The organism is Streptomyces sp. AC555_RSS877, from assembly GCF_019049245.1.
Lineage (GTDB): Bacteria > Actinomycetota > Actinomycetes > Streptomycetales > Streptomycetaceae > Streptomyces.
Map to the genome: position 1 here is coordinate 82,913 of NZ_JAGMUK010000059.1, position 16,647 is coordinate 99,559.

The following is a 16,647-nucleotide window of genomic DNA, read 5'->3' on the forward strand; positions in this document are numbered from 1 at the left end:
CGGCGTTTGAGGACGAGGCCCGTTCAGGGCCGAAGGGGGGTCTGGGGAGCAGCCCCAGGGACGGGAAGGGGCGGCGGGGGCGAAAACCCGGCGTCACGTGCGCGCGGGCACTCCCGTCAGCGCCGTCACCACCGGATCCAGCGCCTGGTTTATCTCGTCGCCGATCGACCGGAAGAACGTCAGCGGGGCGCCGTACGGGTCGTACACCTCGTCCGCCTCGGCCGTCGGGGCAAGCAGCCACCCGCGTAGAGCCGCTGCCGCGCGGACCAGGGCGCGGGCGCGGGCCACCATGCCGTCCTCCAGCGGAGGCAGGGTCGCGGGGTCGATCGCCTTCACCAGGCGGGTGAACTCCTTCAGGGTGAAGGTGCGCAGGCCCGCGGAGTGGCCCATGGAGATGACCTGGGCGCGGTGGTCACGGGTCGCCGTCAGGACCAGGTCGGCCCTGATGACGTGTTCGTCGAGCAGTTCGCGGCCGGTGAAGCCGGAGGCGTCCGCGCCGAAGTCGGCCAGCACGGTCTCCGCGTTGGCCTCCATGGGTGCGCCCTCGTGGCCCCAGGTGCCGGCGCTCTCCACGATCAGCCCGCCCCACAGGGGGTCGCCGAGCCGGTCCGCCAGGGCATGGCGGGTCAGCCGCTCGGTGATCGGCGAGCGGCACACGTTGCCGGTGCTGACGTGGAGGATGCGGAAGCTGTCGAGCGGGAGGCCCTGTTCGAACAGGCTTCCCGCCCCTTCCCCGTTGCCTATGCCACGCCCCGCGTCAGGGGCCGTCAATTCGCCACCTCGAGGTCGGGTACGACCTTGCGCAGCTCGTCCGCCGAGATCGCGCCCACGCGCAGCAGCAGCGGCACCTCACGCGTGACGTCGACGATCGAGGACGGGACGTTGCCGGGGGTCGGGCCGCCGTCCAGGTACACGGAGACGGAGTCGCCGAGCATCTCCTGCGCCGCGTCACAGTCCTCCGGCGCCGGATGGCCCGTCAGGTTCGCGGAGGAGACCGCCATGGGGCCGACCTCGGTCAGCAGCTCGATGGCGACCGGGTGCAGCGGCATGCGTACGGCGACCGTGCCACGGGTGTCCCCCAGGTCCCACTGGAGGGACGGCTGGTGCTTGGCGACCAGGGTGAGCGCGCCCGGCCAGAAGGCGTCGACGAGCTCCCAGGCCAGCTCGGAGAAGTCCGTGACCAGGCCGTGCAGGGTGTTCGGGGAGCCGATGAGGACGGGGGTGGGCATGTTGCGGCCCCGGCCCTTGGCCTCCAGCAGGTCGTGCACCGCTTCCGAGGAGAACGCGTCGGCGCCGATGCCGTACACCGTGTCGGTCGGCAGGACCACGAGCTCGCCACGGCGGACGGCGGACGCGGCCTCGCGCAGACCGGTCGTGCGGTCGGTCGCGTCGTTGGTGTCGTATCGCCGTGCCATGTCTAGCGGGCCTCCTCGTACACGAAGTACACGTGCTGCTGCGGGTCGAAGATGTGCGGGGCGCTCACGGCGTCGCCTTGCGGGCGGTCGCGAAGCGCGGACGGTTGTTGAGGTCGGGGTGGTCGGCCGCGTCGGCCCAGCCCCGTTCCTCGGTGAAGATCCACGGCACCTGGCCGCCCTGGGTGTCGGCGTGCTCGATGACGACGACCCCGCCCGGGCGCAGGAGCCGGTGTGCGGTGCGTTCGATGCCGCGGATCAGGTCGAGGCCGTCCTCCCCCGAGAACAGGGCGAGTTCGGGGTCGTAGTCCCGCGCCTCGGGAGCGACGTACTCCCATTCGGTGAGCGGGATGTACGGCGGGTTGGAGATGACCAGGTCGACCTGCCCGTCGAGGTCCGGGAAGGCGTCCAGGGCGTTGCCCTGACGCAGGTCGACCCTGGACCCCTCCATGTTCTTCCGCGTCCACCTCAGGGCGTCCTCGGACAGCTCCACGGCGTGCACGCGCGAGCGCGGGACCTCCTGGGCGAGGGCGAGGGCGATCGCGCCGGACCCGGTGCACAGGTCGACGATCAGCGGCTCGACCACGTCCATCGCGCGTACGGCGTCTATGGCCCAGCCGACCACCGACTCGGTCTCGGGACGCGGGACGAACACCCCCGGCCCGACCTGGAGTTCCAGGTACCGGAAGAAGGCCCGCCCGGTGATGTGCTGCAGCGGCTCGCGCTGTTCACGCCGGGCGATGACCTCCCAGTAGCGGGCGTCGAAGTCGGAGTCCTTCACGGAGTGCAGCTCGCCCCGCTTCACGCCGTGCACGAACGCGGCGAGCTCCTCCGCGTCGTTGCGCGGCGAGGGCACGCCGGCGTCGGCCAGCCGCTGGGTGGCCTGGGCCACCTCTGCGAGCAGCAGGTTCACGCAAGTCCTCCGTGTCGTCCTCGTGCGTGGGTACGTCCTTACACGCTTACGCGGCCGCCAGCTTCGCTGCCGAGTCCGCGTCGACGCAGGCCTGGATCACCGCGTCGAGGTCGCCGTCCAGGACCTGGTCCAGGTTGTACGACTTGAAGCCGACGCGGTGGTCCGAGATGCGGTTCTCCGGGAAGTTGTACGTGCGGATCTTCTCGGAGCGGTCGACGGTACGGACCTGGCTGCGGCGGGCGTCGGCGGCCTCACGCTCCGCCTCCTCCTGCGCCGCGGCAAGCAGCCTGGAGCGCAGGATACGCATCGCCTGCTCCTTGTTCTGCAGCTGGCTCTTCTCGTTCTGGCAGGAGGCGACGACTCCGGTGGGAATGTGCGTGATGCGCACGGCGGAGTCGGTGGTGTTGACGGACTGGCCACCCGGTCCTGAGGAGCGGTACACGTCGATGCGCAGGTCGTTCGCGTTGATCTCGACGTCGACCTCCTCGGCCTCGGGGGTGACGAGGACACCGGCCGCGGAGGTGTGGATACGGCCCTGCGACTCGGTCGCCGGGACGCGCTGCACGCGGTGCACGCCGCCCTCGTACTTCAGGCGGGCCCACACGCCCTGGCCGGGCTCGGTGGCACCCTGGCCGCCCTTGGTCTTCACCGCGACCTGGACGTCCTTGTAGCCGCCCAGCTCGGACTCGGTGGCGTCGATGATCTCGGTCTTCCAGCCGACGCGCTCGGCGTAGCGCAGATACATCCGCAGCAGGTCGCCGGCGAACAGGGCCGACTCGTCGCCGCCCGCGCCCGCCTTGACCTCCAGGATGACGTCCTTGTCGTCGTTGGGGTCACGCGGGACGAGCAGCAGGCGCAGCTTCTCGGTCAGCTCCTCGCGCTGCTTCTCCAGCTCCTTGACCTCGGCGGCGAAGTCCGGGTCGACGGCGGCGTACTCGCGTCCGGTCTCGATGTCGTCGCCGGTCTGCTTCCAGGAGCGGAACGTGGCGACGATCGGGGTGAGCTCGGCGTAACGCTTGTTCAGCTTGCGCGCGTTGGCCTGGTCGGCGTGGACCGACGGGTCGGCGAGCTTCGTCTCCAGGGTGGCGTGCTCGGCGACGAGTTCCTCGACGGCCTCGAACATCTTGGGCTCCTGATACTGCGGTGAAGGGGAGGGCGGGCGACCAAAAACGCCGGTCCCGGTGCGCCCGGAAGAGGGCGCGACCGTGGACCGGCGAAATGGGGCTCGCTACTTCTTGGAGCCGGCAGCCTTGCCGAAGCGGGCCTCGAAGCGGGCCACACGGCCACCGGTGTCGAGGATCTTCTGCTTGCCCGTGTAGAACGGGTGGCACTCGGAGCAGACCTCGGCACGGATGGTGCCGGAGTCGATGGTGCTGCGAGTGGTGAACGACGCGCCACAGGTGCAGCTGACCTGCGTCTCGAAGTACTGGGGGTGGATCTCGCGCTTCAAGGTGTCTCCTAGTTTCGGGAGGGCGCCGGGTCGCAGCCGCGGGATGCGGAGGCGTGAACCGGAGCCGACGTACCAGTCTGCCAGGACTGGCCGCATCCCCCAAAACCGGGGGACGGTGCGATCTATTCCCAGGGGCCCGCCGGGGCCGCCCGGGCGGCTACGAAGAGGTCACGACACCGTCGGCCTCGCCGGTCGCGGTGCCCTCGGTGGCCGACTTCGGGATCGCCTTGTCGTTCTCCAGGGCGGCCCACACCTGCTTGGCCTTGGCCTCCTTGACGATCACGCGGTTCGGGTTCGCCGGGTCGTACTGCACCGGCATCGTGACCATGTGCATGTTGGCGGCGCTGATGCCCTTCATGCCCTCGGCGAAGGACATGAGCGAGTTGATCGAGCCCAGGTCGGAGTCGGTCGTCACGGCCTTGGTGGCGGCGTTGGCGAGGTCGTACAGCTTGGTGCCGCCGCCGAACAGGTCGATGCTCTTGACCTGGTTGATCAGCGCCTTGATGAAGGCCTGCTGGAGCTGGATGCGGCCGAGGTCGGAGCCGTCACCGACGCCGTGCCGGGTGCGGACCAGGCCGAGGGCCTGCTCGCCGTCGAGCTTGTGGGTGCCGGCGTCCAGATCGAGGTGGCTGTCGTCGTCCTTGATGTCCTTGGTCGTGGTGACCGTGACACCGCCGAGCTCGTCGATGATCTTCTCGAAGCCGCTGAAGTCGACCTCGAGGTAGTGGTCCATGCGAATGCCGCTGAGGGACTCGACGGTCTTCACCGCACAGGCGGCGCCCCCGGTCGAGTACGCCGAGTTGAACATCACCTCGGACGCGGCGTCGTGCGTGTCGCCCTTGGTGTCGGTGCACTCGGGCCGGTCGATGACGGTGTCGCGCGGGATGGAGACCACGCTGGCCTTCTTGTGGCCCTCGTAGACGTGCACGATCATCGCGGTGTCGGACCGGGCGCTGCCGTCGTCGGGGCCGCCCCCGAGTTTCTGGTTGCCGCCGGCACGGGTGTCCGAGCCGAGGACGAGGATGTTCTCGGAGCCGTTGTCGACCTTGGTCGGCCGGTCGGTGCCGAGGGCCGAGTCGATGTCGACGCTCTTGATGTTGCCGTTGAGCTTGAAGTAGAGGTAGCCGGCTCCGCTGCCGCCCAGGACGAGGATGCCCGCCGCCGTCCAGGCCATGATGAGAACGCCCTTGGGGCGCTTGCCCGCGGGCTTGCGGCGGCTGCCCTTGGCGCGGTGGCGGCCTGTGGTACCGGGCTGCGGTATGCCGGACTCCGGCGTGCTCTCGGCGGACATGTGCTCCTCGAATTCCCGTCCGGTCGGTTACCCCCTGCTTTCAGGGTCAGGCGTGGGTACGGGAAGACGTGAACCGCACCACTGTTGCTCCGCCAGGTCAGACGGCGAAACCCGGGAAAGGGTTGCACAACGCACTGTGACCACCCTGTGCATCGGGTGGCCACAGTGCGTAAGGGGCTCTTCGGGGCGAACCCCGTTCACCAGCGGCTCAGCCGAAGATGTCGTACTGCTTGAAATCGGTCCCCACGGAGATCCTTGTGGCGAAGATCTCGCTGGTGGCCTTGCCGGTGCCCTTGTAGAGGTAGAGCGTGCCGCCGGGCGTACGGGCCAGGAAGTCGGCCTTGCCGTCGCCGGTGACGTCGCCGACCGCGTCGAAGGCGTTGTACGTCGTGCTGCCCCAGGTGCGCACCTTGACCCGGGCGGAGAAGGCTCCGCTGCCGGACTTGCCGGTGCCCTTGTACAGGTAGATGTAGCCGTTGGTCTTGCCGCGGGCGATCAGGTCGGTCCTGCCGTCGCCGGTGAAGTCGCCGTGGCCGCGCAGGGAGTTGTACTGGTTCCAGCCGGAGCCGAACTTCACGCGGGCCGCGAAGGTGCCGTTGCCCTTGCCGGGGTAGATCCACAGGACGCCCGCGGAGTCGACCGAGAGCAGGTCGGGCAGGTAGTCGCCGGTGACGTCGCCGGGGGTGAGGATGCGGGTGCGGGTCTTCCAGTTGTCGAAGATCTGCTGGGGGTCGGCCCAGCTCTCGGTGGCCGGGACGTAGCGCCACCAGTAGACGTCGCCGGTCGAGCTCTCCCGGTACACGAAGTCCTGGTAGCCGTCCCGGTTGAGGTCGGTCTGCAGGACGACGTTGACGCCGTTCCAGTTGCCCCAGGACTGGCGGGCGCCGAACCCGCTGCCCGTGGAGTCCTTCTCGTAGCCGGTCCCGGTGGAGGCGTTGCGCACCCACAGGTCGGCCTTGTGGTCGAAGCTCAGGTTGGTGTCGTCGACGCGCGGATAGGCGGCGCCGACGTACGCGCTGACCTTGGCGAAGACGCTGTACGCGCCCTTCGTCACGCAGTTCGGCACGCCCCACGAGACGACGCCCACGATCCGGTTGTTCACGACCAGCGGGCCGCCGGAGTCACCGTTGCAGGCGGACGTCGTACCGGTGTCGCTGCCGGTGGCGGGGGTGCCCGCGCAGACCATGTGGCCCTTGACGAAGTCGGTGCCGTAGTAGCCGGCGCAGGTGGCGTCGGACTTGATCGGCAGCGTCGCCGTCTTCAGCGTCTGGGAGGTGGCCTGGGTGGTGGAGGTGGTGCGGCCCCAGCCGTAGAGCTTCGCACTGGTGCCGGAGGCGTACGAGGCGGTGTCGCCGGACGTCGTCATGCGGATCGGCGTGGCCTTGACGGGACTCGCCAGGGTGAGCACCGCGAGGTCGTTGTCGATGGTCCGCGCGCTGTACGACGGGTGGTTCCACTGCCGCAGGACCCCGCTGACGGTGCCGCCGTGCAGGTCGCCCTCCGAGGGCAACTGGGAGGTGCCGGTCACGACGGCGCCGCCCGCGTGCCAGTCGTAGCCCTTCACGCAGTGCGCGGCGGTGAGGATCTTCGTCGGCGCGATGACGGCGCCGCCGCAGAAGAAGCCGGTGTCGTCGCCCTCGTCGGCGGTGCCCTGGTCGTCGGTGTACCAGAGCTGCGCCATCCACGGGGCGGTGGTGATGGTGGTGGTCGTCCCGCCGATGACCTGCGGGTCGACGGTGGTCGTGCCGGGGTCGGTACTGGTGCTGGTGCTGGTGCTGGTGCTCGCGCTCAGCGAGTCCTTGGCCGTCGTGCCGCCCGGGGTGTCGTCACCCGCCATGGCGTCGGTGATCCGCTGCTGCAGCTCGGCGAGCGAGGGCTGCGCGACCGCGGCCCTGACCGGCGGTTTCGGCGCGACGGCGGTGGTGGCGTCCGCGGACGACGTCAACAGCACGGCGGCCACGGCGGCGGCCACACCGGCCGCGCCGACGGGCAGCGCGATCCGTATGCGACGTCTGTGCCGGCCGCTGCCCCCGGACATGGGTGTACCCACGCGAGTCCCCCCTCGGGATCATGAGTTCGGGCCGAGAAGTCGACCGAAGAGCGTGATCGTATCCCGGCCGTGTACAGCACAAAGGGCCACCCCTGGCACAGGGGTGGCCCTTTGTGGAAGGTGACGTCAGTCGCCGTTGCCCGGCGTCGGGGTCGTCTTCTGGATCTGCAGCAGGAACTCGGCGTTCGACTTCGTCTGCCTCATCTTGTCGAGAAGCAGCTCGACCGCCTGCTGCTGGTCGAGCGCGTGCAGCACCCGGCGCAGCTTCCACACGATGGCCAGCTCGTCGCCGCCGAGCAGCAGCTCTTCCTTACGGGTGCCGGACGCGTCGACGTCCACCGCCGGGAAGACACGCTTGTCGGCGAGCTTGCGGTCGAGCTTGAGCTCGGCGTTGCCGGTGCCCTTGAACTCCTCGAAGATGACCTCGTCCATGCGGGACCCGGTGTCCACCAGGGCGGTGGCGAGGATGGTCAGCGAGCCGCCGTCCTCGATGTTGCGGGCCGCACCGAAGAAGCGCTTCGGCGGGTACAGGGCGGTCGAGTCGACACCACCGGACAGGATGCGGCCGGAGGCCGGGGCGGCGAGGTTGTACGCACGGCCCAGACGCGTGATCGAGTCGAGCAGCACGACGACGTCGTGGCCCAGCTCCACCAGACGCTTGGCGCGCTCGATGGCGAGCTCGGCGACCGTGGTGTGGTCCTCGGCGGGACGGTCGAAGGTCGAGGAGATGACCTCGCCCTTGACCGACCGCTGCATGTCGGTGACCTCTTCCGGACGCTCGTCGACCAGGACGACCATCAGGTGGCACTCGGGGTTGTTGTGCGTGATCGCGTTGGCGATCGCCTGCATGATCATGGTCTTGCCGGTCTTCGGCGGGGCCACGATCAGACCGCGCTGGCCCTTACCGATCGGCGCGACGAGGTCGATGATGCGGGTGGTGAGGATGCCGGGGTCCGTCTCCAGGCGGAGGCGGTCCTGCGGGTACAGCGGCGTCAGCTTGTTGAACTCCGGCCGCCCGCGCCCGGATTCGGGTGCCATGCCGTTCTGGGAGTCCAGGCGGACCAGCGCGTTGAACTTCTCGCGGCGCTCGCCCTCCTTCGGCTGGCGCACGGCACCGGTGACGTGGTCGCCCTTGCGCAGGCCGTTCTTGCGGACCTGTGCGAGCGAGACGTACACGTCGTTGGGGCCCGGCAGGTAGCCCGACGTACGGATGAAGGCGTAGTTGTCGAGGATGTCGAGAATGCCCGCGACGGGGATCAGGACGTCGTCGTCGGCCAGCTGCGGCTCGGGGCCGCTCATCTCGTCACGGCCGCGACGGCCACGGCGGTCGCGGTAGCGGCCGCGACGGCCCCGGCGTCCGCCGTCGAAGTCGTCGTCGTCCTGCGGGCCGTTGTCACGCTGGCGGTCCTGGCGGTCCTGACGACCACCGCCGCTCTGCTGCTGACGGTCCTGACGGTCCTGGCGCTGCGGCTGGCCGCCGCCCTGACCACTCTGGCCGCTCTGACCACTCTGGCCGCCCTGCTGGTCGTCGCCCTTGCGGCGGTCGCCACCGCGGTCACCGCGGTCACGGTCACGGCCGCGCTCACGGCGGTCGCGACGACGGCCCTCGCCGCCGTCGGCGTCGCCCTGCGCCTGCGGGGCGGGCGTCTCGGCCTTCGGCTCGCTCTTCGCCTCGGCGGTGACCGTCTCGGGGCTGCCCGCCTCCGCGGTGGCGCGGCGACGACGGCGCTCGGTGGGAGCGTCGTCCCCCCCACGCTCGGCCTCGCTCGCGCGGGAGGGGCCGCCGGCCGGCTGGCCGGGAATCTCGATCTGCTGCTGGGCCACGGCCTTCTCGGCGGGGGCCTCGGACTTCACGGCCGCCTTCTTGGCGGCGGCGGGAGCGGCCTCGTCACCCGTACGGGCCTTGGAGGTGGCGCGGCGCTTGGGCTTGGTCTCGGCAGCGGCGTCCGCGGCGGGACCTGCCGTCTTGGGGGCAGCGCCCCCTCCCCCGGCCTGCGCTTCCTTGATGACCTCGATCAGCTGGCTCTTGCGCATGCGCGCAGTGCCCCTGATGCCGAGGCCCGAGGCGACCTGCTGCAGCTCGGCCAGCACCATGCCGTCGAGGCCGGTACCGCGGCGCCGCCGGGAGCCGGCACCGGTGGCAGGCGCGGAGGCGTCCGTGGCGGGCGCGGCAGCGGTCTCCTCGACACGTGCGCCCATCAGATCGGTGGTGTCGCTCACGAAGGGTCCTTCCCTGGAGCGGACGTCGGCCTGTCTGGCTCGGCGACCGGTTGTGCTGTCCGGCTTCGGTCCTTGCTGTGTGGACCGTGCCGGGGCGGTGGTCCGCCTAAGCGGCGGAGGAATGTGGTGACGGCGCTTCCGAAAGCCGTGGCACTGAGTGTCCGTGTCACGTGACTTGGTCGCACCGGTTCCGGAGCGTGCCCGGCAAGTCGCTCAGTGCCCGCGTACGAGGTACTGCCCGCGTACGTCGTACGAAACACAGTGCGGCTTGGGAGGCTCCCGGAAGAGTGTCTGTCCCGGACGGGGACGTGAAGCACCTCGCCATGGTGGGGTCGGGTGCAGACTTGAGGTTAACACTACCGGATCCAACAAACATTCCCCCTCTCGAAATCCGGCAAGCGCCGGATTTCAGATGTCACTGGCGGGCGCGAGCGGCAACACACTCGCTCCGCGGGCGTCGAACTTCAGTCGGTTCGCGGCCCAGCCCCCGCCCGCCAAGTGGGCGACCTTGTCGGCGTTCTCGCCGTCGACCAGCGCGAGCACCGTGGGGCCCGCGCCGGAGATGACTGCCGGGACCCCGTCGGCCCGCAGCCGCTCCACCAGCGCCGCGCTCTCCGGCATGGCCGGCGCCCGGTACTCCTGGTGGAGCCGGTCCTCGGTGGCCGGCAGCAGCAGCTCGGGGCGCCTGGTCAGGGCCTCGACGAGCAGTGCGGCACGGCCTGCGTTGGTGGCGGCGTCGACGTGCGGCACGGTGCGCGGGAGCAGTCCGCGCGCGGTCTCCGTCAGGACCGGCTTACCAGGCACGAAAACCACCGGAACGATGGAATCGGCAGGTTCCATCCTGATGGCCCGGGCGGCACCGGCCTCCATCCAGGAGAGCGTGAAACCGCCGAGCAGACAGGCCGCCACGTTGTCGGGGTGGCCCTCGATCTCGGTGGCGAGCTCGAGCAGGGCGGTGTCGTCCAGCCTGGCCTCGCCGCCTATGGTCACGGCGCGCGCGGCGACGATGCCGGCGCAGATGGCGGCCGAGGAGGAGCCGAGGCCCCGGCCGTGCGGGATGCGGTTCGCGCAGACGATCTCCAGGCCGCGCGGCTGTCCGCCGAGCAGGTCGAAGGCGGTGCGCAGGGACCGTACGAGAAGGTGGTTCTCGTCGCGCGGGAGCGTCTCGCCGCCCTCACCCGCGATGTCGATGTGCAGCCCGGAGTCGGCCACCCGGACGACCACGTCGTCGTAGAGCCCGAGCGACAGGCCGAGGGCGTCGAAGCCCGGACCGAGGTTGGCGCTGGTGGCGGGGACGCGCACTCGGACGGCGGCGGCGCGGAAGGCTGGACCGGCCATCTCTCGATGACTCTCCTTGAGCTGCGGGACTGTCGAAGACATTCGATACGTACGTGAGGTTCCCTGGGGTGTGAGGACCCTGGGGACCGCTTCCGGGCCGCGGAGACGGCGCGGCACCCGGCCATATGCGGAGGCATATGCGGCGGGCGGGTTCGGTACAGCCTATCGAAGGAAGGTTCCGTGGCGACATAGGGCGCACAGGAGGCGCACGATGCGTGTCGTAAGCCCCCTGTGCACCTTCTCTGGGGACAACCCTTTCCCAGAGGTCGTCGTGCGGGTCAGACGAGGCCGAGGCGCTCGGCCGCCGTGGCCGCGTCGACCGGGACGGTGACCGGCTGCGGGGCACCCGCGACGGCCCAGTCGGGGTCCTTGAGGCCGTTTCCGGTGACGGTGCACACGATCTGCTGTCCCGGGTCGACCTTGCCCTGCTCGGCGGCCTTCAGCAGACCGGCCACCGACGCGGCGGAGGCGGGCTCGACGAACACACCCTCCTGAGCGGCCAACAGCCGGTAGGCGCGCAGGATTTCACGGTCCGTCACCTCGTCGATGAAGCCGCCGGACTCGTCCCGTGCCGCCAGGGCGTACTGCCAGGAGGCGGGGTTGCCGATCCGGATGGCGGTGGCGATGGTCGACGGGTCCTTGACGATCTCGCCGCGCACGATCGGGGCACTGCCGGACGCCTGGAAACCCCACATGCGGGGGGTCCTGGTGGCGATGCCGTCGGCGGCGTACTCGTTGTAGCCCTTCCAGTACGCCGTGATGTTGCCCGCGTTGCCGACCGGCAGGACGTGGACGTCAGGCGCGTCCCCGAGCATGTCCACGATCTCGAACGCGGCCGTCTTCTGGCCCTCGATCCGCACCGGGTTGACCGAATTGACCAAAGACACGGGGTAGTTGTCGCTCAGGGCGCGGGCGAGGGTGAGGCAGTCGTCGAAGTTGCCGTCCACCTGAAGGATCTTGGCGCCGTGCACGAGCGCCTGCCCCATCTTGCCGAGCGCGATCTTGCCGCGCGGGACGAGGACGGCGCAGACCATCCCGGCGCGCACGGCGTACGCGGCGGCGCTCGCGGACGTGTTGCCGGTGGAGGCGCAGATGACCGCCTTCGCGCCCTCCTCCTTGGCCCGCGTGATCGCCATGGTCATACCGCGGTCCTTGAAGGACCCGGTGGGGTTGGCGCCCTCCACCTTGAGGTGGACCTCGCAGCCGGTGCGCTCGGAGAGCACCTGCGCGGGCACGAGGGGCGTGCCGCCCTCGCGGAGCGTCACGACCGGCGTGGTGCCGGACACCGGCAGCCGGTCCCGGTACTCCTCGATGATTCCGCGCCACTGGTGGGTCATTGCTGGTTACTCTCCTTCAACCCGCATGATGCTGGCGACACCACGCACGGTGTCGAGCTTGCGCAACGCCTCGACGGTTCCGCCCAGGGCGGCGTCGGACGCTCGGTGCGTGACGACGACGAGAGAGGCCTCGCCGTCCTTCCCCTGCTGGCGAACCGTATCGATCGAGACACCGTGCTCGGCGAACACGGTGGCGACCTGGGCGAGAACACCCGGTTTGTCCGCCACGTCGAGACTGATGTGGTACCGCGTGACGACCGCGCCCATGCCCGACACGGGCAGCGCGGCGTACGAGGACTCGCCGGGGCCGGTGGCGCCGCTCAGCCGGTTGCGGCAGACGGCGACGAGGTCGCCGAGCACGGCGGAGGCGGTGGGAGCGCCGCCGGCGCCGGGGCCGTAGAACATCAGCTGCCCGGAGGCGTCGGACTCGACGAAGACGGCGTTGTACGCGCCGCGCACGGAGGCGAGCGGGTGGGTCAGCGGAATCATCGCGGGGTGCACGCGCGCGGTGACGGACCCGCCGTCCTCCGCCCGCTCGCAGATGGCGAGCAGTTTGATGGTGCAGCCCATCTCGCGCGCCGAGGCGAAGTCGGCGGCGGTGACCTCGGTCATGCCCTCGCGGTAGACGTCGTCGAGACGCACGCGCGTGTGGAAGGCGATCCCGGCGAGGATGGCGGCCTTGGCGGCGGCGTCGAAACCTTCGACGTCGGCGGTCGGGTCGGCCTCGGCGTACCCGAGGGCGGTGGCCTCGTCGAGGGCTTCCTGATAGCCCGCGCCCGTGCTGTCCATCTTGTCGAGGATGAAGTTCGTGGTGCCGTTGACGATCCCGAGCACCCGGTTGACCTTGTCGCCGGCGAGAGACTCGCGCAGCGGCCGGATCAGCGGGATGGCACCGGCGACGGCGGCCTCGTAGTAGAGGTCCCTGTTGTTCTCCTCCGCCACCGCGTGCAGGGCGGCGCCGTCCTGCGCGAGAAGGGCCTTGTTCGCGGAGACGACGGAGGCGCCGTGCTCGAAGGCGGTGGTGATGAGCGACCGAGCCGGCTCGATGCCGCCGATGACCTCGACGACCACGTCGATGTCACCACGCTTGACGAGGGCGGTGGCGTCGGTGGTGACGAGGGCGGGGTCGATGCCCTCACGGACCCTGGAGGGCCGTCGTACGGCCACACCGGCGAGCTCCACGGGCGCACCGATCCGCGCGGCGAGGTCGTCGGCGTGCGTCGTCATGATGCGCGCCACCTCTGAGCCGACCACTCCACAGCCCAGCAGCGCCACCTTCAGCGGACGCGTACGCATCATCCGACCTCGTTTCCTCATACCGTCACGGTGGGACCAGTCTCACTCACCGGACGGGAGTTTCTATCCCATGTCCGGATCGTGAGACATCGATTTCATGTGTACAGGGCGGCAAGACAGGAGATCTTCCACACCCGTTTTTCCGGGGTGCTCACCCCACGTCGAGGCGCAGCAGATCCTCCTCCGTCTCCCGGCGGACGATCACCCGGGACTCGCCGTCGTTGACCGCGACCACCGGCGGGCGCAGCACGTGGTTGTAGTTGCTGGCCATGGACCGGCAGTACGCACCCGTCGCCGGTACGGCGATCAGGTCACCCGGTGCCAGGTCGGCCGGCAGGAACGCGTCCTTCACCACGATGTCACCGCTCTCGCAGTGCTTGCCGACGACGCGGGCGAGCATCGGCCCGGCGTCGGAGGTGCGGGAGACGAGAGCGACGCTGTACTCGGCGTCGTACAGCGCGGTACGGATGTTGTCGGACATGCCGCCGTCGACGGAGACGTACGTACGCAACCCGTCGAGGGGCTTGATGGTGCCGACCTCGTAGAGCGTGAAGGCCGTCGGACCGACGATGGCGCGTCCCGGCTCGACGGAGATGCGGGGCGTGCGCAGCTTGGCGCCCTCGCACTCACGGGTGACGATCTCGGTCAGCGCCTTGGCGATCTCGTGCGGCTCGCTGGGGTCGTCGTCGCTGGTGTAGGCGATGCCGAGGCCGCCACCGAGGTCGATCTCGGGCAGCTCGACGCCGTGCTCGTCGCGCACGTCCTTCAGCAGCCCGACGACACGGTGGGCGGCGACCTCGAACCCGGACATGTCGAAGATCTGGGATCCGATGTGGCTGTGGATGCCGATGAGTTCGAGCCCGTCGAGCCGCAGGGCACGGCGTACGGCCTCGGCGGCCTGGCCCCCGGCAAGCGGAATGCCGAACTTCTGGTCCTCGTGGGCGGTGGCGATGAACTCGTGGGTGTGGGCCTCGACGCCGACGGTGATACGGATCTGCACCCGTTGCCGCTTGCCCAGCGACTGCGCGATGTGGGCGACGCGGACGATCTCCTGGAACGAGTCGAGGACGATACGTCCGACGCCCGCCTCGATGGCCCGGTGGATCTCCTCCGTCGACTTGTTGTTGCCGTGGAAGGCGATGCGGTCGGCGGGCATCCCGGCGGAGAGGGCGGTCGCGAGCTCGCCGCCCGAGCAGACGTCGAGATTGAGCCCTTCCTCGTGCAGCCAGCGGACGATGGCGCGGGAGAGGAACGCCTTGCCGGCGTAGAAGACGTCGGCGTCGGTCCCGAAGGCGCTGCGCCAGGCACGGGCACGGGCCCGGAAGTCGGTCTCGTCGACGATGTAGGCGGGGGTGCCGTGCTCCTCGGCGAGGGCCTTCACGTCGATGCCGCCGACGGTGACGACGCCGTCCTGGTCGCGGGTGACGGTCTGCGCCCACACCTTGGGGTCGAGAGTGTTGAGGTCGGCCGGCGGGGCCGAGTAGTGGCCCTCGGGGAGGACATCGGCGTGACGGGGCCCGGCGGGGTGTGCGGAACGGCTCATGGCGTGTTCGGTGCTTCCTCAGAGGTGATCGGGTGCGTCGATACCGAGCAGGGACAGGCCGCCGGCCAGCACCGTCCCGGCGGCTTCGGCAAGTGCGAGCCGGGCGCGGTGGGCGGCCGAGGGTTTCTCCGCGCCGCGCGGCAGGACGACGGGAAGGAAAGGGAGCACGGCATCGGCGACGGCAACGAGGTGCCGGGCCAGGCGGTCCGGGGCACGGTCTGCCGCGGCGTGCGCCAGGACGCGGGGGTGGTCGCTCAGGACGGCGACGAGTGCGGGCGCCTCGCAGAGAGGGCCGGGCTCGCGGGTGAAGCCCAGGTCGGCGGCGTTACGGCTCAGGGCCCGCGTGCGGGCGTGGGCGTAACGGACACGGAAGAGGGGGTTGCTCTCACGCTGGACGAGATGGCCGTCGCCGATGCGGGGCCGGTCGTGTGCGGCGGGATGCAGCAGAGCCCAACGGGCGGCGTCCCGGCCGAGGGGGAGGGGGTCGGCGGGGGCGGGGAGGGGGCGTACGTCGGCGGCGGCGCCGGTGTCGGCGTCGAGAGAGGCAGGCGCGCCGGGCTCGCCGGGCCTGCCGGTCGTACGGGGTTCGCCGTGAGCGTCAACCCGCACACCGAGGATCTCCACCCAGGCGGGCTCGGGACGGGCCTCGCAGCTGGTGCGCACGAGCGCCCCCTGGGAGCGCAGCAGCCGGGCGACGACATCCATGACCACGACGGCACGGACCTCATGAGGGGCATGCAGCTGAACGACGTCTCCGGCGTGCCCGTCGGCGTATCCGTACCTCTGTCCGCGCCGGAAGATCTCCTCGACGAGCGCGACGGACGACGTGCTCCGCAGACTGATGTTGAGAAACCCGGGCCCGGTGACGACGACGTCGGCGACCTCTGCCATATCGGGGGCGAGCAGGTACGACCGGAGGATCTCGGCGACGCGCAGCGGCGGCTGCCCTGCCGGGCGGGCGAGCTGAAGAGCGATGTTGGTGGCGTAGTCCCCGCAACCACCGGGACCAGGCGCACTCACCACGGCCCGCCCCGGCACGGTCACGCTCAGCTCCCCCTCATCGACAGCACGACGCACCGCGCACAGCACGGTACGAGAGAGCTCGACGGGGGTCACGGGACAAGCGTAGGGGAGGAGGGGGGTGGGTAGGCGAGTCGGTTTGTGCGGGGTCCGGGATGTGGACGGGGTGGGATCGGGGCTGGGCGTGGCCGGGAGAGGTCGCGGGGGTGGGCGTGGGCGGGTAAGTGAGGTCGGGCAGGTGAGGTCAGCCGCCGCTTCGGCCGGCCCGCTCGGCCTCTCCGCCGCCGAGGACACTCCCGAACGCCGTCCCCTCAGCTCCCCCGGACTGCCCGCTCTGCTTCCGCCCGACCAAATGCCGGACGATCCGCACGAGTTCGGCAGGCTCGAAAGGCTTGGCGAGGAACGCGTCGATGCCGACATCCAGCCCGGCCTCGACCTCGTACTGCGTACAGGCGCTGATGATGGCGAGGGGGAGATCGCTGGTGCGCGGGTCGTCCCGCAGCCGCGCGGCCGTCCGGAGCCCGTCCAACCGGGGCATGACGACATCGAGGGTGACCACATCAGGGCGCACCTGATGAATGACATCCAGACACTCGGCACCATCGGCCGCGGTCACGACCTCGAGGCCCTCCAGCTCGAGATTGACCCTGATCAGCTGCCGGATGACCTTGTTGTCGTCCACAACAAGCACCCGGCCCGACGCGCCTGGCACAACTCGAGAGTAGGTCGGGACCGGCCACCGCGTCCGGGTTTTCCCCACTTCCACCCCGTGCGGGC

Annotated in this window: 14 protein-coding genes; all 14 read right to left on the minus strand. The window is 70.3% G+C overall.

The window, feature by feature from the left end; translation table 11 throughout:
* Positions 1–93 precede the first annotated feature (93 nt).
* The gene (locus KUM49_RS25910; protein ID WP_217239354.1) at positions 94–771 is read right to left on the minus strand and encodes a protein-tyrosine-phosphatase; all 678 of its coding nucleotides are present in this window, start codon (positions 769–771) and stop codon (positions 94–96) included.
* The gene (locus KUM49_RS25915) at positions 768–1,415 is read right to left on the minus strand and encodes an L-threonylcarbamoyladenylate synthase (protein ID WP_217239355.1); all 648 of its coding nucleotides are present in this window, start codon (positions 1,413–1,415) and stop codon (positions 768–770) included. Before KUM49_RS25915 ends, KUM49_RS25910 begins: the two co-directional genes overlap by 4 nt.
* A gap of 64 nt (positions 1,416–1,479) precedes the next feature.
* Positions 1,480–2,325: a peptide chain release factor N(5)-glutamine methyltransferase gene (prmC, locus tag KUM49_RS25920; RefSeq protein WP_217239356.1), complete on the minus strand. Its 846-nt coding sequence runs from the start codon at positions 2,323–2,325 to the stop codon at positions 1,480–1,482.
* 46 nt (positions 2,326–2,371) lie between these two features.
* Positions 2,372–3,448, minus strand: coding sequence for a peptide chain release factor 1 (prfA, locus tag KUM49_RS25925; protein ID WP_217239357.1), 1,077 nt, complete (start codon positions 3,446–3,448; stop codon positions 2,372–2,374).
* 105 nt (positions 3,449–3,553) lie between these two features.
* Complete coding sequence (rpmE, locus tag KUM49_RS25930) at positions 3,554–3,775, minus strand: 50S ribosomal protein L31 (protein ID WP_217239358.1); 222 nt, start codon at positions 3,773–3,775, stop codon at positions 3,554–3,556.
* A gap of 157 nt (positions 3,776–3,932) precedes the next feature.
* Positions 3,933–5,066, minus strand: a complete 1,134-nt coding sequence (locus tag KUM49_RS25935; RefSeq protein ID WP_217239359.1) for an LCP family protein — start codon at positions 5,064–5,066, stop codon at positions 3,933–3,935.
* Between the two features lie 208 nt (positions 5,067–5,274).
* Positions 5,275–7,104, minus strand: a complete 1,830-nt coding sequence (locus KUM49_RS25940) for a trypsin-like serine protease (protein WP_217239508.1) — start codon at positions 7,102–7,104, stop codon at positions 5,275–5,277.
* A 138-nt stretch (positions 7,105–7,242) separates the two neighbouring features.
* Positions 7,243–9,336 carry a transcription termination factor Rho gene (gene rho, locus KUM49_RS25945; RefSeq protein WP_217239360.1) on the minus strand — a complete coding sequence of 698 codons (2,094 nt, stop codon included), beginning with the start codon at positions 9,334–9,336 and terminating at the stop codon, positions 7,243–7,245.
* Between the two features lie 408 nt (positions 9,337–9,744).
* Positions 9,745–10,674: a homoserine kinase gene (gene thrB / locus KUM49_RS25950; protein ID WP_217239361.1), complete on the minus strand. Its 930-nt coding sequence runs from the start codon at positions 10,672–10,674 to the stop codon at positions 9,745–9,747.
* A 278-nt stretch (positions 10,675–10,952) separates the two neighbouring features.
* Positions 10,953–12,011 carry a threonine synthase gene (thrC, locus tag KUM49_RS25955; RefSeq protein ID WP_217239362.1) on the minus strand — a complete coding sequence of 353 codons (1,059 nt, stop codon included), beginning with the start codon at positions 12,009–12,011 and terminating at the stop codon, positions 10,953–10,955.
* A gap of 6 nt (positions 12,012–12,017) precedes the next feature.
* Positions 12,018–13,310 carry a homoserine dehydrogenase gene (locus KUM49_RS25960; RefSeq protein WP_217239363.1) on the minus strand — a complete coding sequence of 431 codons (1,293 nt, stop codon included), beginning with the start codon at positions 13,308–13,310 and terminating at the stop codon, positions 12,018–12,020.
* Positions 13,311–13,458: 148 nt separating this feature from the next.
* Complete coding sequence (lysA, locus tag KUM49_RS25965; RefSeq protein ID WP_217239364.1) at positions 13,459–14,850, minus strand: diaminopimelate decarboxylase; 1,392 nt, start codon at positions 14,848–14,850, stop codon at positions 13,459–13,461.
* Positions 14,851–14,868: 18 nt separating this feature from the next.
* Positions 14,869–15,966: an ArgS-related anticodon-binding protein NrtL gene (gene nrtL / locus KUM49_RS25970; RefSeq protein WP_217239365.1), complete on the minus strand. Its 1,098-nt coding sequence runs from the start codon at positions 15,964–15,966 to the stop codon at positions 14,869–14,871.
* A gap of 148 nt (positions 15,967–16,114) precedes the next feature.
* A complete protein-coding gene (locus tag KUM49_RS25975; RefSeq protein WP_308406756.1) occupies positions 16,115–16,630 on the minus strand; it encodes a response regulator in 516 nt (171 codons plus the stop codon).
* Positions 16,631–16,647 lie beyond the last annotated feature (17 nt).